At 71.1% G+C, this 21,739-nt stretch carries 21 protein-coding genes; 7 read left to right on the top strand and 14 right to left on the bottom strand.

Annotated elements, in window-relative coordinates:
* Positions 1–59 precede the first annotated feature (59 nt).
* From C4K88_RS06775 to dapA, 3 genes are all read right to left on the bottom strand, one after another.
* Positions 60–2,951, bottom strand: a complete 2,892-nt coding sequence (locus C4K88_RS06775; protein WP_104120891.1) for an FtsK/SpoIIIE family DNA translocase — start codon at positions 2,949–2,951, stop codon at positions 60–62.
* A gap of 76 nt (positions 2,952–3,027) precedes the next feature.
* A complete protein-coding gene (locus C4K88_RS06780; protein WP_104120892.1) occupies positions 3,028–4,728 on the bottom strand; it encodes a ribonuclease J in 1,701 nt (566 codons plus the stop codon).
* Positions 4,725–5,663 carry a 4-hydroxy-tetrahydrodipicolinate synthase gene (gene dapA / locus C4K88_RS06785; protein WP_104120893.1) on the bottom strand — a complete coding sequence of 313 codons (939 nt, stop codon included), beginning with the start codon at positions 5,661–5,663 and terminating at the stop codon, positions 4,725–4,727. Before dapA ends, C4K88_RS06780 begins: the two co-directional genes overlap by 4 nt.
* 82 nt (positions 5,664–5,745) lie before the next feature.
* Between dapA and C4K88_RS06790 the strand changes: the two genes are divergently transcribed.
* Entirely contained in the window at positions 5,746–6,927 is a 1,182-nt protein-coding gene (locus C4K88_RS06790; RefSeq protein WP_104120894.1) for a heparan-alpha-glucosaminide N-acetyltransferase domain-containing protein, read from the top strand.
* Between the two features lie 63 nt (positions 6,928–6,990).
* Here the strand turns inward: C4K88_RS06790 and C4K88_RS06795 are convergent, their stop codons facing one another.
* From C4K88_RS06795 to C4K88_RS06825, 7 genes are read right to left on the bottom strand one after another with little or no spacing between them, the layout of a single operon-like run.
* On the bottom strand, positions 6,991–7,470 hold the full coding sequence (locus C4K88_RS06795; RefSeq protein WP_104121273.1) for a hypothetical protein: 480 nt from the start codon (positions 7,468–7,470) through the stop codon (positions 6,991–6,993).
* Between the two features lie 11 nt (positions 7,471–7,481).
* Positions 7,482–8,255 carry a 4-hydroxy-tetrahydrodipicolinate reductase gene (gene dapB / locus C4K88_RS06800; protein WP_104120895.1) on the bottom strand — a complete coding sequence of 258 codons (774 nt, stop codon included), beginning with the start codon at positions 8,253–8,255 and terminating at the stop codon, positions 7,482–7,484.
* Positions 8,256–8,265: 10 nt separating this feature from the next.
* Positions 8,266–8,703, bottom strand: coding sequence for a molybdenum cofactor biosynthesis protein MoaE (locus C4K88_RS06805; RefSeq protein WP_104120896.1), 438 nt, complete (start codon positions 8,701–8,703; stop codon positions 8,266–8,268).
* A complete protein-coding gene (locus tag C4K88_RS06810; RefSeq protein ID WP_104120897.1) occupies positions 8,690–9,175 on the bottom strand; it encodes a MogA/MoaB family molybdenum cofactor biosynthesis protein in 486 nt (161 codons plus the stop codon). Before C4K88_RS06810 ends, C4K88_RS06805 begins: the two co-directional genes overlap by 14 nt.
* Positions 9,172–9,657, bottom strand: a complete 486-nt coding sequence (gene moaC / locus C4K88_RS06815) for a cyclic pyranopterin monophosphate synthase MoaC (RefSeq protein WP_104120898.1) — start codon at positions 9,655–9,657, stop codon at positions 9,172–9,174. Before moaC ends, C4K88_RS06810 begins: the two co-directional genes overlap by 4 nt.
* Entirely contained in the window at positions 9,654–10,970 is a 1,317-nt protein-coding gene (locus tag C4K88_RS06820) for a molybdopterin molybdotransferase MoeA (protein ID WP_104120899.1), read from the bottom strand. The genes moaC and C4K88_RS06820 overlap by 4 nt, the downstream gene beginning before the upstream one ends.
* 46 nt (positions 10,971–11,016) lie before the next feature.
* On the bottom strand, positions 11,017–12,564 hold the full coding sequence (locus C4K88_RS06825; RefSeq protein WP_104120900.1) for a molybdopterin-dependent oxidoreductase: 1,548 nt from the start codon (positions 12,562–12,564) through the stop codon (positions 11,017–11,019).
* A 199-nt stretch (positions 12,565–12,763) separates the two neighbouring features.
* Between C4K88_RS06825 and moaA the strand changes: the two genes are divergently transcribed.
* Together moaA and C4K88_RS06835 are read left to right on the top strand one after the other, a co-directional pair.
* Positions 12,764–13,834: a GTP 3',8-cyclase MoaA gene (moaA, locus tag C4K88_RS06830; RefSeq protein ID WP_104120901.1), complete on the top strand. Its 1,071-nt coding sequence runs from the start codon at positions 12,764–12,766 to the stop codon at positions 13,832–13,834.
* Position 13,835: 1 nt separating this feature from the next.
* On the top strand, positions 13,836–14,087 hold the full coding sequence (locus tag C4K88_RS06835; RefSeq protein ID WP_104121274.1) for a MoaD/ThiS family protein: 252 nt from the start codon (positions 13,836–13,838) through the stop codon (positions 14,085–14,087).
* Here C4K88_RS06835 and C4K88_RS06840 read toward each other — a convergent pair.
* The 4 genes from C4K88_RS06840 to C4K88_RS06855 form a co-directional block, all read right to left on the bottom strand.
* Positions 14,084–14,458 (bottom strand): hypothetical protein, encoded by a 375-nt coding sequence (locus C4K88_RS06840; protein ID WP_104120902.1) that lies wholly within the window; start codon positions 14,456–14,458, stop codon positions 14,084–14,086. The genes C4K88_RS06835 and C4K88_RS06840 overlap by 4 nt on opposite strands.
* Before the next feature lie 15 nt (positions 14,459–14,473).
* Complete coding sequence (locus C4K88_RS06845; RefSeq protein ID WP_104120903.1) at positions 14,474–15,994, bottom strand: CYTH and CHAD domain-containing protein; 1,521 nt, start codon at positions 15,992–15,994, stop codon at positions 14,474–14,476.
* Positions 15,995–16,114: 120 nt separating this feature from the next.
* The gene (locus tag C4K88_RS06850) at positions 16,115–16,504 is read right to left on the bottom strand and encodes a DUF7793 family protein (protein WP_104120904.1); all 390 of its coding nucleotides are present in this window, start codon (positions 16,502–16,504) and stop codon (positions 16,115–16,117) included.
* A 56-nt stretch (positions 16,505–16,560) separates the two neighbouring features.
* Positions 16,561–16,950 (bottom strand): DUF7793 family protein, encoded by a 390-nt coding sequence (locus C4K88_RS06855; RefSeq protein WP_146065635.1) that lies wholly within the window; start codon positions 16,948–16,950, stop codon positions 16,561–16,563.
* 351 nt (positions 16,951–17,301) lie between these two features.
* On the opposite strand from C4K88_RS06855, the gene C4K88_RS06860 reads away from it, so the two are divergent.
* The 4 genes from C4K88_RS06860 (at position 17,302) to C4K88_RS06875 (ending at position 21,729) form a co-directional block, all read left to right on the top strand.
* On the top strand, positions 17,302–18,645 hold the full coding sequence (locus C4K88_RS06860; RefSeq protein ID WP_104120906.1) for an ABC transporter substrate-binding protein: 1,344 nt from the start codon (positions 17,302–17,304) through the stop codon (positions 18,643–18,645).
* A gap of 225 nt (positions 18,646–18,870) precedes the next feature.
* Positions 18,871–19,725: a carbohydrate ABC transporter permease gene (locus C4K88_RS06865; RefSeq protein WP_104120907.1), complete on the top strand. Its 855-nt coding sequence runs from the start codon at positions 18,871–18,873 to the stop codon at positions 19,723–19,725.
* Positions 19,722–20,561 (top strand): carbohydrate ABC transporter permease, encoded by an 840-nt coding sequence (locus tag C4K88_RS06870; protein ID WP_104120908.1) that lies wholly within the window; start codon positions 19,722–19,724, stop codon positions 20,559–20,561. Before C4K88_RS06865 ends, C4K88_RS06870 begins: the two co-directional genes overlap by 4 nt.
* A gap of 88 nt (positions 20,562–20,649) precedes the next feature.
* On the top strand, positions 20,650–21,729 hold the full coding sequence (locus C4K88_RS06875) for a LacI family DNA-binding transcriptional regulator (protein ID WP_104120909.1): 1,080 nt from the start codon (positions 20,650–20,652) through the stop codon (positions 21,727–21,729).
* Positions 21,730–21,739 lie beyond the last annotated feature (10 nt).

A 21,739-nucleotide genomic window follows, 5' to 3' on the forward strand; every position in this document is an offset into this window, starting at 1 on the left:
ACGTTCGCGATGTTCAGGACCGGCACGGCCGGGCTCGGGGAGTTGTTCACGTTCTCAGGCTACCTGCCGGTGAGGTTCCAGGCGTCGGTGCTTTCGCCGTCGTCGTCGGAGCCGGACGCGTCGGCGCCGTCGTAGTAGTCGACCGCCTGCGCCCGGGAGGCGAGGTCGTCGGCGACGAGGTCGATCGGCGCCTGGGACTGCGGCTGGACCGGCACGGACGGCTCGTCCCCGCGCATGGCGGCGAGGACGGGCGCGAGGTCGTCGGGCTTGACCAGCACGTCGCGGGCCTTCGACCCTTCGGAGGGTCCCACGACCCCCCGCGACTCGAGGAGGTCCATGAGCCGCCCGGCCTTCGCGAATCCGACGCGCAGCTTGCGCTGCAGCATGGACGTCGAGCCGAACTGGGTGGTGACCACGAGTTCGGTGGCCTGGAGCAGGACCTCGAGGTCGTCCCCGATGTCGTCGTCGATCTGCTTCTTCGGGGCGTCGACCGCGACGTCCTCGCGGTAGATGGCCTGGAGCTGCCCCTTCACGTGCTCGACGACCCGGTGGATCTCCGACTCGGTGACCCAGGCGCCCTGCACGCGCATCGGTTTGGACGCGCCCATGGGCAGGAACAGCGCATCGCCCTGGCCGATCAGCTTCTCGGCGCCGGGCTGGTCGAGCACCACGCGCGAGTCGGTGACGGAGGAGGTCGCGAAGGCCATGCGGGACGGCACGTTCGCCTTGATCAGGCCGGTGACGACGTCGACCGACGGCCGCTGCGTGGCCAGGACGAGGTGGATGCCGGCGGCGCGCGCCAGCTGGGTGATGCGGACGATCGAATCCTCGACGTCGCGCGGGGCGACCATCATGAGGTCGGCGAGCTCGTCCACGATGACCAGCAGGTACGGGTAGGGGCGGACGACCCGCTTGGAGCCCTCGGGCGGGACGACCTTCCCGTTCCGGACGGCCTTGTTGAAGTCGTCGATGTGCTTGTAGCCGTAGTTCGCGAGGTCGTCGTAGCGGGTGTCCATCTCGCGGACCACCCACTGCAGCGCCTCGGCGGCCTTCTTGGGGCTCGTGATGATGGGCGTGATGAGGTGGGGCACACCCTCGTACGCGGTGAGCTCCACGCGCTTCGGGTCCACCATGACCATGCGCACCTCGTCGGGTGTGGAGCGCATGAGGATGGAGGTGATCATGGAGTTCACGAACGAGGACTTGCCCGCGCCCGTGGCACCGGCGACGAGCAGGTGGGGCATCTTCGCGAGGTTGGCGACGACGAAGCCGCCCTCGACGTCCTTGCCGACACCCATCACCATGGGGTGGTCCGTCTTGCGGGCGTTCCCGGACCGCAGCACGTCCCCCAGGGACACCGTCTCGCGGTCCGTGTTCGGGATCTCGATACCGATGGCCGACTTCCCGGGGATCGGCGAGAGGATGCGCACGTCCGAGCTGGCAACGGCGTAGGAGATGTTCTTGGACAGCGCTGTCACGCGCTCCACCTTGGTGCCCGGCGCCAGTTCGATCTCGTAGCGCGTGACGGTCGGGCCGCGCGAGAACCCGGTCACCTTCGCGTCCACGTTGAACTGGTCCATGGTGTGCGTCAGGGCGGCGACGACGGCGTCGTTGGCCTCCGAGCGCTCCTTGGGCGGAGTGCCCGCGGGCAGGTAGTCCGACGGCGGCAGGGTGTACGCGACGTCGCCGGCGAGCTGCAGCTGCTCGGTGCGCTGCGGGATGGGCGTGGGTGGGACCTGCGGCTGGACCGGCGTGGACGGGACGATGAGCGCCTTCGCGGCGGGGACGATGTCGATGGCCTCGGTCGCGCCCTCGGGTTCGCGCTCGGGCGCGCGGTCCGGGGTGCCGATGCCCTGCGACCGCTTGAGTTCCTCGGCGGCGAGTTCCTGCCGCGTGGGGCGCCGGACGCCGGGGCGGACGGCGGACTCGGCCTCGCGGGCGCGCCGCTCCTCGTCCTCGATGACGGCGCGTTCGAATGCCTCGTCGCCCACGTAGCCGTCGTCGTGCTGGTCGTGGTCGTTCGCGGACGTGTCGGGCTTGTCCTTGCCGAACAGACGCTTGCGGCGCTTCGGCTCGGGCTTCGCGGTGGCCCCGTGGGTCTCGTACAGGTAGCTCTGGTCGTGGCCGTCGTCGCGGCGGGCCGCCGCGGCGTCGGGGTCCTGGCCCATCAGGTGCTCGTACAGGGTGCGCAGGCGGGCCGGGATGTGGCGGAAGGGGGTGGCCGTGACGATGAGCAGGCCGAGGAAGATCGCTGCGGCGAGCAGGACGCCCACGGGCCACGGCGTGAGGATGCTGCTGAGCGGCCCCGCGACGAGGAACCCGACGACGCCGCCGGCGCGCCACAGGGCGTCGAGGCCGTCGGAGAGGCCCGGGCGGCCGCCGACGAGGTGGGCGATACCGGAGCCGGCGAAGAGGATCACGAGCTGGCCGATGGCGATCCGGTTGTTGGCGCGGTGCCGCTCCGGGTACCGGAACAGGCGGACGGCGCCGAGGCCGAGCATGAACGGCACGAGCAGCGCCATCCAGCCGAAGGTGCCGCCGGCGGCCGCGTGGACGACGTCGGCGGCGGTGCCGCTGAGGGCCCACCACTCGACGGCGGCGACGGCCAGGGCCAGCAGGAGGAGGAAGAAGCCGGATCCGTCACGGCGGAGCTCGCGGTCCGGGTTGACGTCGTGCCCGAAGGTCCGGACACCGGAGCCGACGACGCGCGCGGTGCCCATCCAGACCGCCCGGACGGCCCGCAGCGGGAGGGCGAGCTGGTCCTCGTCCCGCGGTGCGGGTGTCACGGGGCCCTGGCGGGTCTTCGCCGGGGCGCGGCCGGCCCCCTTGGCCGATGAACCGGCGGGCGGCTTGGCCGGGCCCTTGCTCCGGGGGGACCCCGCGACGGCGGACGCTCCCTTGCTGCGGGTCTGGTGCTGGCCCCGCGGGGCAGGGGACGTTCGAGTGGCCATGCTCCTCACGGTACCGGAGATCTCCCCTCATCCGTCGAATCCCGGCGCGTCGACGGGGCCCGAGGGCGTGGCGTCCTCAGGCCTCCAGGACCACCGGGATGATCATCGGGCGTCGGCGGTAACCCCGGTTGACCCAGGTGCCGACGATGCGCCGGACGACCTGCTGCAGCTGGTGCGTCGTGTGGTCCGGCGTGTTCGTCACGGCCTCCTCGAGGGCCCGGGCGATCGTCGGCTTGATCTCGTCGAACACGGCGTCGTCCTCGGCGAATCCGCGTGCGTGGATGTCCGGTCCCGACACGATCGTCCCGGTGCTGCGGTTCACGACCGTGATGATGGAGATGAAGCCCTCCTCGCCGAGGATCCGGCGGTCCTTGAGATCGGCGTCCGTGATCTCGCCCACGCTGGATCCGTCCACGTACACGTAGCCGCACTCGATCGCCCCGACCACGCGCGCCCGGCCGTCGACGAGGTCCACGACGGATCCGTCCTCGGTGAGCAGGACGTTCGACGCCGGGACACCCGTCTGCTGCGCCAGCTTCCCGTTGGCGATGAGGTGGCGGGTCTCGCCGTGCACCGGCATGACGTTCCGGGGTTTCAGGAGGTTGTAGCAGTAGAGGAGTTCGCCGGCTGCGGCGTGGCCGGAGACGTGCACCGTGGCGTTGCCCTTGTGGATCACGTCGGCGCCGAGCTTCAGGAGCCCGTTGATCACCCGGTACACGGCGTTCTCGTTGCCGGGGATGAGCGAGGACGCCAGGATCACGGTGTCGCCCTTGCCCACCCTGATGCGGTGGTCGCCGTTCGCCATCCGGGACAGCGCCGCCATCGGTTCGCCCTGGGATCCGGTGGACATGAGCACCACGCGGTCGTCCGGGAGGTCGTCGACGTTCTTGATGTCCACGAGGATGCCCTCGGGCACCTTCAGGTAGCCGAGGCGCGCGGCGATCGCCATGTTGCGCACCATCGACCGGCCCGCGAAGCACACGAAGCGGCCGTGGGCGTGGGCGGCGTCGAGGACCTGCTGGACGCGGTGCACGTGGGAGGAGAAGGAGGCGACGATGATGCGCTTCCGGACCTTCCCGAAGAGGTTCTCGAGGACCGGCCCGATCTCCCGTTCCGCCGTCGTGAAGCCCGGGACGTCGGCGTTCGTGGAGTCGACCATGAAGAGGTCCACGCCCTCCTCGCCGAGGCGCGCGAAGGCCCGCAGGTCGGTGATGCGGCCGTCGAGCGGCAGCTGGTCCATCTTGAAGTCACCGGTGTGCAGGACGTTGCCGGCCGCGGTGCGGATGAACACCGCGAGGGCGTCCGGGATCGAGTGGTTGACGGCGACGAACTCGCACTCGAAGGGCCCGAGCTGTTCGATCTGCCCCTCGGACACTGTGAGGGTGAAGGGGCGGATGCGGTGTTCCTGCAGCTTCGCCTCGACGAGCGCCGACGTGAGCTGCGAGCCGATGAGGGGGATGTCGGCCTTGAGGCGCAGGAGGTACGGCACGGCCCCGATGTGGTCCTCGTGGCCGTGCGTGAGCACCAGGCCGACGACGTCGTCGAGCCGGTCCTCGATGGAGGAGAAGTCGGGCAGGATCAGGTCCACGCCGGGCTGGGTCTCCTCGGGGAAGAGCACGCCGCAGTCGACGATGAGGAGCTTGCCGTCGATCTCGAAGACCGCCATGTTGCGGCCGATCTCCCCCAGCCCGCCGAGCGGGATGATCCGCAGGGTGCCCGGTTCCAGCGCCGGAGGGAGGACCCTCGGGGCGGGACCGACGCCGGCCGCGTCGCTCATGCCCCGGCGACCCGGGCGGTCCCCGCAGCGCCGACGTCCCAGCCGGCCTCGGCCAGGTCGGCGAGGACCGGAGCCAGCTCGTCCGCGTCCGCTTCGACGAGGGGCAGGCGGACGACGGCGTTCGGGAGCACCCCCCGCAGCCGCAGGATCTGCTTCGCGGAGACCGCCCCCGGGAGGTGGGTCATCACGGCGCGCACCACGGGGTCGAGGGCGAAGTGGATCCGGCGGGCCTCGTCGAGGTCGCCGGCGGTCGCGGCGTCGACCAGCGCACGGAAGGCGACGGTGGCGACCTGCGCGCTGACGCTCACCACGCCGACGGCGCCGGCGGCCATCCACGGCAGGGTGAGGGCGTCGTCGCCGGCGTACACGTCGAGGTCGGTGGCGGCGAGCACCCGCGTGATGGCGCTGAAGTCCGCCTTCGCGTCCTTCAATGCGCCGATCCGGGGGTTCTCCGCGAGCCGGAGCATCGTCTCGGTGGTGATGGGGATGGCGGACCGGCCGGGGATGTCGTAGACCATGATCGGCAGGTCCGTCGCGTCGGCCACGGCCTCGAAGTGGGCCAGCACGCCGGCCTGCGTGGGCTTGTTGTAGTAGGGCGTCACGACGAGCTGCGCGTGGGCTCCCGCACGCTCGGCCCGGCGCGCCATCTCCACCGAGTGCGAGGTGTGGTTCGTGCCCGTGCCGGCGATGACCCGGGCGCGGTCGCCCACCGTCTCTGCGACCACCCGGTAGAGGTCCTCCTTCTCGGAGTCCTCGAGCGTCGAGGTCTCCCCCGTCGTGCCGGAGACGACCAGGCCGTCGCAGCCGTCGTCGACGAGCTTCGCGGCGAGGGCGGCGGTGGCATCGAAGTCGACGCCGCCGTCGTCGGTGAACGGCGTGACCATGGCGGCCACGAGCGAACCGAACGGAAGGATGCGGGAGGGGGTTTCAGGCATGGGTAAAACGTTACCCGGTCGGGCAGGACCCGGTGGGACCCGGCGCCGGGGAGCCGGGAGGTACCTGTGGGACCATGACTGGATGCACTCGACGTCCGCGCCCCGCCGCCTGACCGGGATCGACGCGGCGCGCGGCGTGGCCCTCTTCGGCATGATGAGCACCCACGTCCTGCCCCTCTACGTACCGGGCACCACGGACGCCACCTGGACGGCCCTGCTGTTCTCGGGCCGCGCGTCCGGTCTGTTCGCCGTCGTCGCCGGTATCGGCCTGGCCCTGCTGACGGGAGGGCACGTCCCCCACCGCGACCGGACGCTCTCCGCCGACCGCACGGGCATCGCGGTCCGTGCGGTCGTGATCGCCCTGATCGGGTTCGTCCTCGGCGGCGTGGAGACGAACATCGCGATCATCCTCGTGCACTACGGCGTGCTCTTCCTCCTGGCCCTGCCGTTCGTGGGGCTGCGGCTGCGGGCGCTCGCGGCGTGGGCAGCCGGTTGGCTGCTGGTGGCCCCGGTGGCCGCCTACCTGCTGCGGCCGATGGTGACGGCGGTCGTGGACCCGCCCTCCGTCGACGGGAATCCCGTCTTCGAGCACTTCCTCGTCCCGGGGACGCTCGCCGCGGACCTCTTCCTCACGGGGTACTACCCCGTGCTGCAGTGGCTCGGCTTCCTCCTCGTGGGCCTCGTGATCGGGCGGCTGGACCTGTCGCGGCTCCGCGTGCAGCTGGGACTCCTCGGCGTGGGCGTGCTCGCCGCGGTCGGGGCCCGGCTGCTCAGCGCCCAGCTCCTCGGGCCCGGTGGGGGCCTCGCCGCGCTCCTGGCGACGCCGGACGGCAGCCGCTACCCGCTGGAGGCCATGCTCGACGTCGGGCTCGAGGCTGTGGACCAGTCGGGCTCGTGGTGGTGGCTCGCGGTCAGCGCTCCCCATTCGGGGGCCCCGCTGGACCTCGTGCACGTGGCGGGCTCCGCTGCGGCGGTCGTCGGGCTCTGCCTGCTGCTCACCCGCCGGTTCCCGCAGGCGCTCCTGCCGCTCTCGGCGCCGGGCGCCATGACGCTGACCCTGTACGCCCTGCACGTGTGCGTCATGAGCTGGGCGGACGAACTGGTCCCGCAACCGGATCCGCTGCTGGTGCTCTGGCTGCAGGTCGTCGCGGCGATCGCGATCGGCATCCTGTTCCAGCGCCTGCACTCCCGCGGGCCCCTGGAGCTGCTCGCGTCCGGTGCAGCGAACGCAGCCCGGGACAGTCGCACCCAGGTACGGCGCTGACGCCGACGCCCCCTACGACGGGGTGCCCGCTCCGTGCTCCCGGTACAGCGCGGCGGCGTCCCGCTAGGACGGGGTGCCCGCTCCGTGCTCCCGGTACAGCGCGGCGGCGTCCCGCATGGCGCGCCGGGCACGCTTGCGGTCGCCCGCGGCGTCGTACGCGCAGGAGAGCCTGAACCAGCCCCGCCAGTTCTCCGGATCGGCCTCCACCTCGGCCTGGTAGGCGGGGAAGGCGGCGTCGGCCGCGGACCGCACGATCCGCCCCGCGGGAGTCCTCGGGAGGTCATCGACGGGCAGGCCGCCCTCGGCACCGAGCCGGCGGGCCATCTGCTCCGTCCGGGCGCCGAACAGCAGTTCCCGGATCAGGGCCCAGGCGCCGATGCAGGGCAGGAGGAGGTACCCGGCACCCAGGGCCTTGGCCACGGGCTCAGGATCGCCGAGGAGGAGGAAGCTGCGCTGGAAGGCGACCGCGAGCCAGAAGACGAGCAGCGCCGTGATGAACAGCACGCCCGCCTTCACCTTGTGCCGCTGGTAGAACCTTGCCACCGGGTTCGACGTCACGACCCCGTCCCGCCGGTCTGCAGGTTCAGGTAGCCGTCGAGGCCGACGGTCAGCCCGGGGTGCCGGGCCACGGACCGGATCCCGAGGAGGACGCCGGGCATGAAGGAGGCGCGGTCGAAGGAGTCGTGGCGGATGGTCAGCTGCTCCCCTGCGCTGCCGAGGAGGACCTCCTGGTGGGCCGTCAGTCCGCGGAGCCGCACGGAGTGCACGGGGACGCCGTCCACGCGCGCGCCGCGGGCGCCGTCGAGCTGGTCCCGGGTCGCGTCCGGCGCGTCGGGGACGCCCGCGGCGGACCGCGCGGCGGCCACGAGCTGCGCGGTCCGCACGGCGGTCCCGGAGGGGGCGTCGACCTTGTCCGGGTGGTGGAGCTCCACGATCTCGACGGAGTCGAAGTAGCGGGCCGCGGCGGCCGCGAAGGCGGTGGCGAGCACGGAGCCGAGCGCGAAGTTCGGGGCGATCAGCACGCCGGTCGCCGGTGTACCGGCCAGGAGGGTCTCCAGCCGGGCGAGGCGGTCGGCGGTCCAGCCCGTGGTCCCGACGACGGCGTGCATGCCGTGCTCGACGGCGAAGGAGACGTTCCCGACGGTCGCGTCGGGCACGGTCAGATCCACGACGACGCGCGCACCGGCCGAGACGAGCGAGTCGAGGGGGTCGCTGCTGCCGAGGGCAGCGACGAGCTCGAGGTCCTCCGCCGCCTCGACCGCGCGGACGGCCTCCGCCCCCATGCGACCCCTGGCGCCCAGCACGGCCACCGGCAGTAGTTCAGTCATGCCCTCCAGCCTACTGTTCCGCTCCTGCCCCGACCCATTCCACACTGCCGTCCGTGAAGAACTGCTCCTTCCAGATGGGGACCCGCTCCTTGACGAGGTCCACGAGGTCCGAGCAGGCCCGGAACGCCTCTCCGCGGTGTGCGGCCCCGACGGCTGCGACGAGCGCCTGGTCCCCGATCGCGAGGGGTCCCACGCGGTGCGCCACCCAGATCCGGATGCCGTCGTGCCGGGCGGCGATCTCCTCGGCGACCTCCCGGATGACGCGCCCCGCGCTCGGGTGCGCGGAGTAGCTCAGCGACCTCACGTCGCGGCCGCCGTCGTGGTCCCTCACCACGCCGCTGAAGCCGACGACCGCCCCGCAGTACGGGGAGTCGACGCCGGCGTGCGCCTCCTCCGGGGTGATCGGGGTGTCGGCGACGGCGGCGTGGACGACCTCACCCGTGGTCATGGTGGCCCTCCAGCTGGGAGCAGATGTGGTCGATGAGCGGGGCGAGGACGGCGAGGCCGTCACGGACTCCCCCGGGTGATCCGGGCAGGTTGACGACGAACGTCGGACCCGCGGTGCCCGCGAGCCCGCGGCTGAGGACCGCCGTCGGGACGGCGTCGGCCCCGGCGCGGCGCATGGCCTCCATGATGCCGGGCAGACTGCGCGTCAGGTACGGCGCGGTCTGTTCGGGGGTGGCGTCATCGGGGCTGAGCCCCGTGCCCCCGCTCGTGACGAGCACGGCCGGGCGGGACTCCAGGGCGGCGCCGATCGCGGCGCCGACGGCGTCGCCGTCGGGCACGACGACGGCGTCGGCGACCGCGTACCCGTGGTCGTAGAGCCAGCGGGCGATCTCCGGGCCGCACTCGTCCTCGTACGTGCCGGCCGCGGCGCGGGTGGAGGCGATGACGACGGCGGCGGTGCGCAGGGGTGTCATACGGACCAGTCCCCGCTCTTGCCGCCGGACTTCGCGAGCACCCTCGTGCCGGTGATGACGGCGTGCTTGTCGACGGCCTTGATCATGTCGTAGACGGTCAGTGCGGCGACGGACGCGCCCGTCAGGGCTTCCATCTCGACGCCGGTGAGCGCGGTGGTCTTCACGAGCACGACGACCCGCACGCGGCCGCCGTCGGGCTCGAAGTCGACGGTCACCTTCGACAGCGGCAGCGGGTGGCACAGCGGGATAAGGGTGGAGGTCTGCTTGGCCGCCATGATGCCGGCGACGCGGGCGACGGCGAGGGCGTCGCCCTTCGGCAGGGCCCCGTCGGTGATGAGCGCGACGACGTCGGGCGTGGTCTCGAGGATCGCCTCGGCGACGGCCTGGCGGACGGTCGCCTGCTTGCCGGAGACGTCGACCATGTGGGCGGTGCCGTCGGCGCGGACGTGGGAGAGACCCTCGGGAGGGGGTGGAGTGCTCATGTCGGAGTCCTTTCTGCGGAGTCCATTCCACCAGATGCGGCCCGGTAAACCGCGATCGGGGCTCCGCTTGCCAGGGGCTCCACCGGTATGGGCCCGATGAGCGTGACTTCGACGCGGCTGCCCGCGGGGAGCGATGCGACGCCCTCGGGCAGGTGGACGAGGCAGTTGGCGGCGGCCAGGGCGTGCAACAGGTGGGATTCGGGGCCGCCCACGAGCGAGACCCTTCCCTCGCGGTAGATGCCGCGGCGGACCTGGTGCTTGGCGGGAGGGCTGTCGACGCCCTCGGCGAGGACCGCCCCGAGCACGGGGCGTGGCGCCGGGACGCCGGTCACCCGGGACAGGGCCGGCCGGAGGAACATCTCGAAGGAGACGATGGCGCTCACCGGGTTGCCGGGGAAGCCGAGGAACGGTACACCGGCGAGGGTGCCGTGCGCCTGGGGTCCGCCCGGCTGCAGGGCCACGGAGGAGAACTCCACGCGGCTGTCCGCCAGTGCCTGCTTCACCACCTCGTAGGCGCCCTGGCTGATCCCCCCGGTGCTGAGGACGAGGTCGGTGCTGCCCGCCGTGATCGTCGCGAGGTCCTCCCGGAGCACGGCGGGATCGTCCCCGAGGAGGCGGTGGCGCGTGACGTCCGCGCCGGCCTCCCGCAGCGCCGCTTCGAGCAGCGTCGTGTTGGCGTCGTAGATGCGTCCGGGGGCGAGGTCCGCGCCGGGTTCGGTCACCTCGTTGCCGGTGGACAGGAGCAGCACGCGGAAGCGCGGGGCCACGCGGACCTCGCCCACGCCGCAGGCGGCGAGGAGCCCGAGCTGGGCGGCGCCGAGCAGCGCGCCGGCCCGCAGCGCCGTCCCGCCCTGGGCGAGGTCGCTCCCGGCCCGCCGCACGAACAGTCCGGCGTCGATGCCTCCGGGCAGGCGGACGGTCGCGGTCCCGTCGGCGCGCTCCGCGTCGGAGTAGAACCGGTCCGGGTCCGCACGCTCGATGGGCACGACGGCGGCGGCACCGGCCGGCAGCATGGCGCCGGTCATGATCGGGGCCGCCGTCCCCGGCGCGAGCGGCGGGGGCGCGATGCCCGCGGGGATGGGGTCGGCCACCGTCAGCGGGGCCGTTCCCGCGAGGTCGGCGGCGTGGACGGCGTAGCCGTCCATCTGCGCGTTGTCGAACGGCGGGAGGTTCACGGGCGCCTTGACGTCCTCGGCCAGGGCCCGACCCGGGGCGTCGCGGAGCGCGAGCACCTCGGCAGCGCGGCGGGTCCCGCCGCCGGCCTGCAGGAGTCCGGCCACGGCGGCCTGGTGTTCGGCGACGGTTCGTCTCATGGGTGCCTTCCGCGCGCTCGTGCCGGGACCGCCCGGAGGGCGTGGCCTAGGTCACCGAGAACGTTACCGTGTGGAGTCCCTCGGCGCCGTCGGGTGCCGGGGGCACGCTGTCCTCGGACTGCACGGCGCCCTCACGGTCCACGGCCCGCGCCTGGACGGTGTGCTCGCCGGCCTCCAGCTGCAGGGTGGCACTGTACTGGCACCAGGTGTCCGCGGAGATCGGACGTGCGAGCGTGGCAGGCTGCCAGGCCCCGCCGTCGACCCTCACCTCGACGGCCTCGACGCCCCGGTGCTGCGCCCAGGCCACCCCGCCCACGACGACGTCGCCGGCGGGCACGCTCGCGTTCGTGCGCGGCACGTCGATCCGCGAGGACGTCTTCACGGGGCCGCGCTCGGACCAGCCGCGGGTGGACCAGTACGCCGTGTCGTCGGCGAAGCGGGTCACCTTCAGCTCGGTCACCCACTTCGTCGCGGACACGAAGCCGTACAGCCCCGGGACCACGAGCCGGACCGGGAAGCCGTGCTCCACGGGCAGCGGCTCCCCGTTCATGCCGACGGCGAGCAGCGCGTCCCGTGCGTCGGTCAGGGCTTCGAGGGGCGTGCCGACCGTGAAACCGTCGGCACTCCGCGACAGCACCATGTCGGCCTCGGGCCGCACACCGGCCCGGGCGAGGAGTTCGCGCACGGGCCAGCCGAGCCAGCGGGCGTTGCCCGTCAGGTCCCCGCCGACGGTGTTCGACACGCAGGCCAGCGTCACGTGGCGCTCGATCAGGGGCTGGGCGAGCAGGTCCTCGAACGTGATCTCGATCTCCCGGTCCACGAGCCCGGTGACCGTCAGGGACCACTGGGCGGCATCGACGACGGGCACCACGAGGGCGGTGTCGATCCGGTAGAAGTGGGCGGTGGGCGTCACGAGTTCGCTGATGCCCTCGACGTCGAGCTCCGCACCATCGGGGACGAAGGACCCCTCCGCCGGCGGCGCCGTCTTCACGGGCGCGGGCAGCGTGATCGACGAGCGCTGCTGCGTCACGGCGGACTGGGAGGAGCGGACACCGGTGGCCGCGACGCCGGCGGCGACGGCGACGGCGGCGGTGCCCCCTGCCCCCTGGAGGAACCGGCGGCGCGCCGGGAGCGGGTCCTCCCCACCGTTGTCGGCCGCCCTGGACCACGTCCTCAGCGCACGGACGAGTGCGGCCAGGACGGCGATCCCGACGAGAGCCGCGACCGCGGGCGCCACGAAGGAGACGGTGGAGGACTGCGGGCGGGAGGCCACGGCGACGGCACCGAGGATGCCGAAACCGACGATCACCGCCCGGCCGGCGAAGTTTCGCCGGTCCTCGAGCACGCCTGCGGCGGCGGCGATCACGGCGATGACCACGGCGATCGTCGCCAGGAGTACGGCCTTGTCCGCGGTGCCGAACCAGGCGACCGCCCAGTCCTTGACCGGCGGAGGCACGAGATCGACGACGGCGGCGCCCACGGCACTGACGGGGGTGACGGAGGGGCTCAGCGCCGCCGCGGCGAGCTCACCGGCAATGACGCCCAGGCCCACCGCCAGCACACCGGAGACGGCTGCCCACGCCGTGCGTCGCATGCTCACCAGGGGTAAGTCCCGCCTTTCCGTCGTGTCCCGGCCGCTGGGCTGTCCGAGGCGCGGGGGTCCGTTCCTTACACGACCGCGGGTGGGAGGAGGTTCCCCGCGTTCTACAGGGTCGCGCTACCGGGCGGTAGCCCTGCCCCCGCGGGCGCTCGCGGGTAGGGCGCAGGCGGAGGGAGGGCGTAACCTCGATCCCATGGGAATCCACTTGGGAATGCCGCGTACTGCCCGCGGGGGCACGATCGAAGGCCTGCTGGACACCCACGGGCGGCAGGCGACGGACATGCGTCTGTCACTGACGGACAAATGCAACCTGCGCTGCACCTACTGCATGCCGGCCGAGGGCCTGAACTGGCTGCAGAAGGACCAGGTCCTCTCCCGCCAGGAGATCGTCCGGCTGGTGCGCATCGGCGTCGACCTGCTCGGCATCCGCGAACTGCGCCTGACGGGCGGGGAACCCCTCGTCCGCGCCGATCTGCTGGACATCATCCGGGACATCCGTGCCGACCACGCCGACCTGCCCATCTCGATGACGACCAACGCCCTCGGCCTGGACCGACGCGCCGTACAGCTGAAGGACGCCGGGCTCACCCGCATCAACGTCTCGATGGACTCCCTGCACCCCGAGACCTTCGCCCAGCTGACCCGCCGTCCTTTCCTGGATCGCGTGCTCCGGGGCATCGAGGCGGCCGCCGACGCCGGGTTGGGACTCGTGAAGATCAACGCCGTCCTGATGCGCGGCATCAACGACCACGAGGCGCCCGATCTCGTCGCGTGGGCGGTGGCCCGCGGCTTCGAACTGCGCTTCATCGAGCAGATGCCCCTCGACGCCGACCACGGCTGGACGAAGGAGGGCATGGTGACCGCCGCGGAGATGCGCGCGCTCGTAGAGACCCGCTTCGTCCTCACCCCGGACCCCCGGAACCGTGACGGAGCGCCGGCCGAGCGGTGGGAGGTCCGGGCGAAGGAGTCCCCTGACATCGTCCTCGGGACCGTGGGCATCATCGCGTCCGTCACGGAACCGTTCTGTGCCGACTGCCGACGGACACGGGTGACGGCCGAGGGCAAGATCATGAGTTGCCTCTTCTCCCATGAGGAGACGGACCTGCGCGGCCTCCTGCGCTCGGGTGCGGACGACGAAGCGGTGGCCCAGCGGTGGCGCGACGCCATGTGGCTCAAGCCACGGGCGCACGGCATGAGCCACACGGGGCTCGGCGCCGACGACTTCGTCCAGCCCGACCGGTCGATGAGCGCCATCGGTGGCTGAGGTGCTGGTGAGATATTTCGGGGCGGCGAAGGCCGCCACCGGCGTCGGCGAGGAGCGGCTGCCCGGCGGCCGTACCCTCGACGCCGTCCTCGACGAGCTGCGGGCACGCCGGTCCTCCCCCGGCGCGCCGTCGCTCGCGACGGTTCTGGACCGCAGCAGCTTCCTCCTCAACGAGGTCGCGCTGCGGGACACCTCGACGGTCATCGGGGACGGCGACGTACTGGACGTCCTGCCGCCCTTCGCCGGGGGCTAGAGAGCAGAGGATGCCTCGGGCGCTGCCGCATCCGGGATGAGCGCCGTGTCCGCGACGAGGGCGGCATCCGCCACGAGGCGCCAGCTGTCCTGTTGCTCGTGCTCCGGTCGCTCCGCCGGCCCGCCGATGGTGACGCGATACCAGTAGATGGCCTTGTGATCGACGCCAAGGTCCACCGGATGCCCCTGGTGGACGCTGATGCCGCACGTCTCCTCACCCCAGACCTCCACGTGCACCACCCGCTCGTGGGGTGCGAGCACGCGGTCCTCGACGGCCTTCTGCGCGTGGCGCATCAGAACGAGGCCCTCGATGTAGCCGGCGCCTGCCGCGCGGAGGAAGCTGACGGTCTCGTACCGCGGGTAGGTCGTCATGGCGGTGGTCCGTTCCTATTGCGTACCGAGCGCGGTGGGGAAGTACTTCCATTCCTTGCGGAACCGCTCTTCGGCACGCAGGGCGGCACCTTGCTCCAGGGCGTGCAGCCTGCCGTAGGTGAAGCCGTTCTCGCCCTGCTGGGAGGCTGCGGCGCCGAGGCGGCGCAGCAGGTCGCGGGTCACCACGCTGTCCTGGTGCTCGCCGAGGATCTTCTGGATCCCGAGGGCCGAGTCCGCGATGCGCGTGATCTTCTTCCGACCCACCGGGGCCGCGGCCTCGGCCCCGTACCGCAGCCGCTTGGCGTCCTTGCGGGCCTGGTGGAGTGCGGGGTGGTCGCCGAGCCCGGCGGGGTGGTGCCGGGCTTCGTGCACGGCCGAGCGCAGGCGTCGTATGTCGCGGTTCAGGAGTTCCGGGATCAACCGGGCCGCCGGCTCGGCGGCCCGGGCGGTCAGCGCCGGAGCCGTCAGCAGTGACTCGAAGGTGTCGACCAGCCGGAAGTAGCGTTTCCCGCGCAGGGTCTTGAGAACCTGGGCGTGGGCTCTCCGGTAATCGCCCCCGAGCTCCAGGTCCACGCGGCGCCCCACCGGCCCGAGCACGAGGTCGGCCGGCTCGCCGGCGAGCATCTCCCGGAGGCGGGCGTGCATGACCTCCGCGTCGCGCGCCTTCCCGAGGACCCCGGCGAGCCATTTCAGTTCCTCGCGCAGGCTCCGGACGGCGTCGGCGTCCTCCAGCAGGGACCGGTATGTGGCGAGGGCCGATCGCGCACGGCGTGTGGCGACCCTCATGCGGTGGACGGCGTCGGGGGCATCCCGCCGCACCTGGGGGTCCTGCTGTTCGAGGGCGCTCAGTTGCTCGTGGAGGTAGGCGAGCAGGACGTCCGCGGCCGGGCCGTCCGGCGTCGGCGCCGGTCGGGCGTCGGTGACGGTGCGCAGGAGCGGGCCGAGGGTCCGCTCCAGCTTGGAGCTGTGGGTGGCGGGGCGCGCACCGGCATCCGTGACGCGGGTCTGTGCGGCGTCGAGCAGGTCCCTGGACCCGTCGACGAGCTCGATCTCCCATTCACGCCAGTGCAGGCTGTCCTGTTCGGGATGCAGCACCTCCGCCCGCACGCGGTCGTCCATGAGGTCGGCCAGGATCCCGCCCTCCTCGCCGTGGAGATGGTGCACGATGCGGCGCGTCGACAGCCGGGCGACCGGCACCAGCGCCCGGTCCCTGATATGCACGCGGACCAGGTCCAGCAGTGACGCGGGGACACCGTCGCCCTTCCTGCCCAGCGGCGCATGGTGTTCGTGGCGCTCGTCGGGGCCGACCGGGATCTTCAGGTGCCATCCGGCATCCTCACCCCCGGTGCGTCGTCGCACGGTGATGCGCCGTGCGGCGAGCCGGAAGTCCTCCGTATCGAAGTACTCGGCCTTCAGCTGGTACTCCACCGGCTGGGCCACCCTCCCGATCCCGGGCAGGTCGTGCAACAGAGGCACCGCGGCGTCGTCGTCGACGTCGAACTTCCGCTCGATCTCCACCGCAGGATCAGGACCCATAGGGCACTCTATATCGGGACACCCGATGGCGTCAGCAGGCCGAAAGCCCGTAGTCCCTCCAACGCTGCCGGGCGCACCACGAGGCCGGAGCTACTCCTCCTGCGCGGGACCGATCGCACGTCAGGATGCGTGGGGACAGCCCGTGAGCCAGGGCAGGGCGTGGGCGCGGTGCCGGAAGTACCGGGTGGGATAGGGCGGATCGTGCACTTCGGCGAAGAATGCCGCGAGGGTGCTGTCGACGGCGGTCGGTCCGACGATCGCCATCGCCGCGATGTTCAGGTCCCGGGCGAACCGGAGGAGGGCGTTCCGGCTGAGCGTCACCATGCCGTTGAGCTCGACCAGCATGGGCGGGCACACGTTCTCGCTGATCGCATCCGCCCGCGCGACGAGGGCCGCAGCGTCCGCGTCATCCACGCTCGTGCCGGCGTGCCATTCGACCCAGAGCACCCCGTCACACATCGTTGCCGTGAAGGTCTCGACCGCCGTCCGCGGTGCGTCGTCGATCGTCATCTCTGCTTCTCCGTCCCACGTCGTCCGGTCGAAGACTATCGGGCCAGTCGGTGCTCCTACTGGAGGCGGGGCGACGCGTCGGGGAGGTGGCTTCCCAGCCAGGCCAGGGCGGCGGCCTCGTCGGTGAAGAAGCGGACCGCGTGCACCGACTGCTGCACCGACGCGGCGATGACCCGGTCCACGGGTGTGGCGCCGAGCATCGCTGCGGCGAGGACCATCGTCTCGGAGCCGTAGGCGGCCCGCGCACCCGCGTTGATGATCGTGATGTGGTGCATGTCCACCAGCACCGTGTACGGGACATGACCGACGAGCTCGAGGCTCTGTCTGAGGACATCCCGGGCGTCGGCCGCCTGCACCTCGGTGTCCGGCACCCAGCTCAGGCGGAGCAGGGCAGGGCGGAGCAGGGTGAGTGTCGCCCTGCCGCCTGCCGCCGGCGCCGTCCTCATCGGGGCACGGCCGGGCATCGGTACGGGACCCGCACCAGGCCGCACCGCCTGCTCGATCAGTCGATCGTCGATACGTCTCAGCTCCCAGGCCACGGTGGTGTCGTCAGCTCTTCATCCTACGAACCGATCGGGTCCAGGACCTGCTGGGCGCCCGCAGCTTCTCCGCAGCTTGTCCGCACCGGCCCGCAGAGAGCAGGAAGCGGAGAGCAGGAAGCGGAGAGCAGGAAGCGGAGAATCGTCCGATCAGGTCTTGACGATCCCCGGAGGGGTCTTTACTCTGAGTGCCAAGACGTTTTGGCAAAACGTTTTGTCATACCCCTCAGCAATGAAGCTCAGAATGGAGTCCCTGTCATGCAGCACCTCGCCAGCCGGCGCCCCTCCGGCGCAGCAGCACGCAGCACCACGAAGACTTTCCTGTCCGCCGCAGCGGTCCTGTCCGCCCTCACCCTCGCAGGGTGCGGGGCGGGAGGAGGCGGCACGGCATCAGCCGACGACGCCGAGTCCCTGACCGTCCTCGTCGAGGCCGGCGGCAAGGCCGAGCTCACGGGCGTCGCCGAGAAATTCACGGAGGAGACCGGCACGGACGTCACATTCGTCGAACTCCCGTACGAAGGCCTCTACAACCGTCTCAACACGGAATTCTCGTCGGGCAGCACGTCCTTCGACGTGGCGGCCCTCGACGCGATCTGGCTGTCCACCTTCGCCGACGCCGTGACACCGCTGAACGACATGTTCACGGACGAGGTGACGTCCGATCTCTTCCCGGCACTGGTCGAGGAGGCCCAGGTCGGGGAGGACTTCGTGGGCATGCCCGTGTGGACGAACTCCGAGATCCTGTTCTACCGCACCGATCTGTTCGAGGACCCGGCCGAGAAAGCTGCGTTCAAGGACGAGTACGGCTACGACCTCGATCCCCCGACTACCTGGGAGCAGTACCAGGACGTCGCACAGTTCTTCACCCGGGATACCGACGGGGACGGGCAGACCGACCTCTACGGCACGGATGTCAAGGGCGCCGTGGAGACCGAGTGGCTGGCCACCGTGTCCCAGTCCGGCGCGGAGAACATGGTCCTCAGCCCCGAGGGCGACGTCACCGTCAACGACGCCGATCACCTCGCGGCCCTCGATTTCTACGTCGGCCTCAACAACGACCTGAAGGTCTCCCCTCCCGGGGCCGCTCAGATCGACTGGGCCGGCGCGCAGAACCTGTTCTACCAGGGCGAGACGGCGATGATGCGTTTCTGGGCGCACGCCTACCCCCAGACGCCGGAGGACTCACCGGTCGCAGGGAAGATCGGCGCAGCACCGATGATCGGCGGGCCGGGCGGCGTCGCAGGCGTCCCCGGACCCTGGTACCTGTCCATCCCGAAGACCACGGAGAAGCAGGAGACAGCGAACGAGTTCCTGCAGTTCGCCTACGACAACAACGCCATGGGCATCGACTCGTCACTGGGCCTGGCCGCCCGCGTCTCGGCCTTCGAGGAGTACGAGGGCAAGCCGGGCTACGAACACTTCGACGCCCTGGTGGAGACCCTCTCGGCCGAGGGCACGAAACCCCGGCCCGCCACGGAGAACTGGCAGGAGATCGTCGACTCGGCGCTCATCCCGATGCTGCAGAAGGCCCTCGAGCCGGGCGCCGACAACCAGCAGCTCCTCGACGACGCCAAAGAACAGATCGAAGCCATCGTCCAGTAGCCGACCGGTGGTGGCGGGCCCTGCGGTCCGCCACCACCGCCCCACGCTTCACAGCCCGCCTCCGCATTCTTCCCAGCAAAGGCTCACCCCGTGCACGTAACCGATCAGCGGGCTCCGACCCCGCGACCCCGGGCGTCCCGTCCTCCCAAGGCCGGGTCCTCACCGGTCACTCCCCCTCCGGTCCGCCGGAAGAGGGGCTTCACCGATCGGCGGTTCGCCGCCCTGATGATGCTTCCCGCCGTCGCATTCCTAGCGGTGTTCGTCGGGTGGCCGCTGGTGCAGTTCGTCCGGGACAGCTTCTACGCCATCGAACCCTTCGGTGGCGACCGCGAGTTCATCGGGCTTGCGAACTACTCGGCGGCACTCGCCTCCGACGCGTTCACCGGGGCCGCGTGGCGGACCCTCGTGTACACCGTGATCGTCGTGGCCCTCGAATTCACGCTGGGTCTGGCGGTGGCCCTGCTCTTCTCGGCCCTGGGCGACCGGTCGAGGGTCTTCCGGACCATCTTCATGTACCCGCTCATGATCGCGCCCGTGGTGGCAGGCCTGCTCTGGCGGTTCCTGCTCATCGACAACTTCGGCATCCTCAACGAACTGCTCCGTCGGGTCGGGATCCTGCAGAGCACCGACCAGATCCAGTGGCTCAGCAACCCCGACATCGCACTGTTCTCGGTGGCGCTCCCGGACATCTGGCTGACCACCTCGTTCATCACCCTGATCCTCTTCGCGGGTCTGCAGAACGTCCCGGAAGAGCTGCTGGAGGCAGCCCGGATCGACGGCGCGAACTATCCCACGATCCTGTTCCGGATCATCCTGCCGCTGCTGCGGCCGGTGATCGCGGTCGCCCTCATCATCCGGGGGATCGACGCCGCACGGGCCTTCGATATCATCCTCATCCAGACCAACGGCGGACCGCAGGGCAGCACCGAGACGCTGTCCCTGCTCGTCTACCGGACCCTCGTCCGCTTCGGCGACCCCGGCCTGGCCAGCGCCATGGGCACCATGTACCTGATGGGCATGCTGCTCGTCGCCGTCGTCGCCGTCTACGCCATCTGGCGCCCAGGAAGTGATCGCTCATGAACGGCCTCGTCGTCCGGGGGAAGACCGCCCGCACCGTCTTGTGGGTACTGCTCGCAGTCGTCACCGTCCTCTACGGCTTCCCCTTCGTCTACCTCCTGCTCACCTCCTTCAAGACCCCACTGGAGACCATCGCCGTACCGGCGACGGTCTTCGGCTCGGAGTTCACCCTGGAGAACTACGCCACCGCGCTCGGACGCGAGGGTGTGATCGCATCGTTCATCAACAGCACCGTCACCGCCGTGCTCAGCACCGCCATCTCCCTGGTCCTCGCAGTACCGGCCGCGTACGCCATCACCCGCTACCGGACACCGAGTGGGCAGGTCTTCATCCTGGTCGCGCTGGTCTGCCGGATGGTCCCGGCGATCGTCGTCGGCGTCCCCCTGGTCTCCCTGTTCCGGGACCTCGGAATCGCCGATACGTCGCTCGCCCTCGCCATCGCCCACGCCACCCTGTCCCTGCCGCTGTCGATCTGGCTCATGACGAGTTTCTTCGACGCGGTGCCCGACGAGCTCGACGAGGCCGCGAAGATCGACGGCTGCAGCCGCCTCGGGGCGCTTCGCCGGGTGGTCCTGCCGGTGGTCTCCGGCGGTGTCGCCGTGACGGCGATCTTCGCCTTCCTCGCCTCCTGGAACGAGTTCCTCTTCTCCCTGCTCCTGACATCCGTCAGGGCCCAGACGACGCCGATCGTGATCGCGAACTTCCAGACCCAGTTCGGCCTCGACTGGGGGTCCATGACCGCCCTGGCGGCCGTCTACTCCATCCCCGTCGTCCTGCTCACCCTGGTCCTCCAGCGGCACATCGTCGCCGGCCTCACCCTCGGCGCGGTCAAGGGCTGACCCGGTGCACCGGCTCCGCTGAGGAAGCGATCCCGGACCCGGGAACCAGGAACAACCAGCATCGGCTCCATCACGACAGGGGATTAACATGGCACGGAAGACAGTCGGTATACGGGACGTCGCAGCCGCGGCGGGTGTCTCCGTGACCACGGTGTCCCACATCCTCAACGACACCCCCCACGCCCGGGCGAGTGATGAGACCCGCAAGAAGGTCAGGGACGCCGCGGCTGCCCTCGGATACGGACCCAACCGGATGGCCCAGGGCCTGCGGACGCAGCGTTCGGCGATGATCGGCCTGCTGAGCGAGGACATCGCCACGACCCCGCATGCCGGCATGATCATCAAGGGGGCCGAGGAGACCGCGCGGAAGCACGATTACACACTCGTCATCATCAACACCGACAAGGACGCCGACACCCGGTCCAAGAGGCGTGATGTCGATGCCCTCCTCGAGCGGCAGGTGGATGGCATCCTGTACGCCACCATGTACCACCGCGCGGTCTCCCTGCCGCCCCGACTCTTCGAGGTTCCGGCCGTCCTCATCGACTCCACCGACAGGACCGGACTGGTCCCCTGCACCATCCCCGATGAGCGGGGCGGCGCCCGGACCGCCGTCACAGCACTCCTTGACGCGGGCCACCACCGCATCGGCTTCGTCACCAACACCGACGACGTCCCCGCCACCCATGGGCGCCTCCAGGGCTACCGGGACGCCGTTCAGGGAGCGGGGATCACCTTCGATCCGGGACTGGTTGCGGCGCAGGAGTCGGAGGCGGCAGGGGGTTATGCCGCCGCGAAGGAGCTGCTGTCCCGCGAGGACCGTCCGACGGCGTTGTTCTGCTACAACGACCGCATGGCGATGGGCGCCTACCGTGCCGCCGGCGAACTCGGGCTCGGCATTCCTGAGCAGCTGTCCGTCGTCGGCTTCGACAACCAGACCCTCATCGCCGAAGGACTGTTCCCGGGCCTCACCACCGTGGCGCTCCCCCACTACGAGATGGGCGCCTGGGCCGTCCAGACACTCATCAGGCTCATCGAGGGCCACGACGAGGAGAAGCTCCTCGCGGACGAAGCCACGATCCTCTCCTGCCCGCTCATCCGGCGCGACTCCGTTGCGCCGCCCCATGCCTCAACTCCGGCCGGCGCCGACGCCGCGCTGACCGACTAGATAAGGACAC

It is taken from the genome of Arthrobacter pityocampae (assembly GCF_002927275.1).
GTDB classification, from domain to species: domain Bacteria; phylum Actinomycetota; class Actinomycetes; order Actinomycetales; family Micrococcaceae; genus Arthrobacter_D; species Arthrobacter_D pityocampae.

Excerpts from the sequence above, each read along its gene's own strand:
- C4K88_RS06775 (WP_104120891.1), bottom strand. The coding sequence starts at position 2,951 with ATGGCCACTCGAACGTCCCCTGCCCCGCGGGGCCAGCACCAGACCCGC.
- C4K88_RS06780 (WP_104120892.1), bottom strand. The coding sequence starts at position 4,728 with ATGAGCGACGCGGCCGGCGTCGGTCCCGCCCCGAGGGTCCTCCCTCCG.
- dapA (WP_104120893.1), bottom strand. The coding sequence starts at position 5,663 with ATGCCTGAAACCCCCTCCCGCATCCTTCCGTTCGGTTCGCTCGTGGCC.
- C4K88_RS06790 (WP_104120894.1), top strand. The coding sequence starts at position 5,746 with ATGCACTCGACGTCCGCGCCCCGCCGCCTGACCGGGATCGACGCGGCG.
- dapB (WP_104120895.1), bottom strand. The coding sequence starts at position 8,255 with ATGACTGAACTACTGCCGGTGGCCGTGCTGGGCGCCAGGGGTCGCATG.
- C4K88_RS06805 (WP_104120896.1), bottom strand. The coding sequence starts at position 8,703 with ATGACCACGGGTGAGGTCGTCCACGCCGCCGTCGCCGACACCCCGATC.
- C4K88_RS06810 (WP_104120897.1), bottom strand. The coding sequence starts at position 9,175 with ATGACACCCCTGCGCACCGCCGCCGTCGTCATCGCCTCCACCCGCGCC.
- moaC (WP_104120898.1), bottom strand. The coding sequence starts at position 9,657 with ATGAGCACTCCACCCCCTCCCGAGGGTCTCTCCCACGTCCGCGCCGAC.
- C4K88_RS06820 (WP_104120899.1), bottom strand. The coding sequence starts at position 10,970 with ATGAGACGAACCGTCGCCGAACACCAGGCCGCCGTGGCCGGACTCCTG.
- C4K88_RS06825 (WP_104120900.1), bottom strand. The coding sequence starts at position 12,564 with ATGCGACGCACGGCGTGGGCAGCCGTCTCCGGTGTGCTGGCGGTGGGC.
- moaA (WP_104120901.1), top strand. The coding sequence starts at position 12,764 with ATGGGAATCCACTTGGGAATGCCGCGTACTGCCCGCGGGGGCACGATC.
- C4K88_RS06840 (WP_104120902.1), bottom strand. The coding sequence starts at position 14,458 with ATGACGACCTACCCGCGGTACGAGACCGTCAGCTTCCTCCGCGCGGCA.
- C4K88_RS06845 (WP_104120903.1), bottom strand. The coding sequence starts at position 15,994 with ATGGGTCCTGATCCTGCGGTGGAGATCGAGCGGAAGTTCGACGTCGAC.
- C4K88_RS06850 (WP_104120904.1), bottom strand. The coding sequence starts at position 16,504 with ATGACGATCGACGACGCACCGCGGACGGCGGTCGAGACCTTCACGGCA.
- C4K88_RS06855 (WP_146065635.1), bottom strand. The coding sequence starts at position 16,950 with ATGAGGACGGCGCCGGCGGCAGGCGGCAGGGCGACACTCACCCTGCTC.
- C4K88_RS06860 (WP_104120906.1), top strand. The coding sequence starts at position 17,302 with ATGCAGCACCTCGCCAGCCGGCGCCCCTCCGGCGCAGCAGCACGCAGC.
- C4K88_RS06865 (WP_104120907.1), top strand. The coding sequence starts at position 18,871 with ATGATGCTTCCCGCCGTCGCATTCCTAGCGGTGTTCGTCGGGTGGCCG.
- C4K88_RS06870 (WP_104120908.1), top strand. The coding sequence starts at position 19,722 with ATGAACGGCCTCGTCGTCCGGGGGAAGACCGCCCGCACCGTCTTGTGG.
- C4K88_RS06875 (WP_104120909.1), top strand. The coding sequence starts at position 20,650 with ATGGCACGGAAGACAGTCGGTATACGGGACGTCGCAGCCGCGGCGGGT.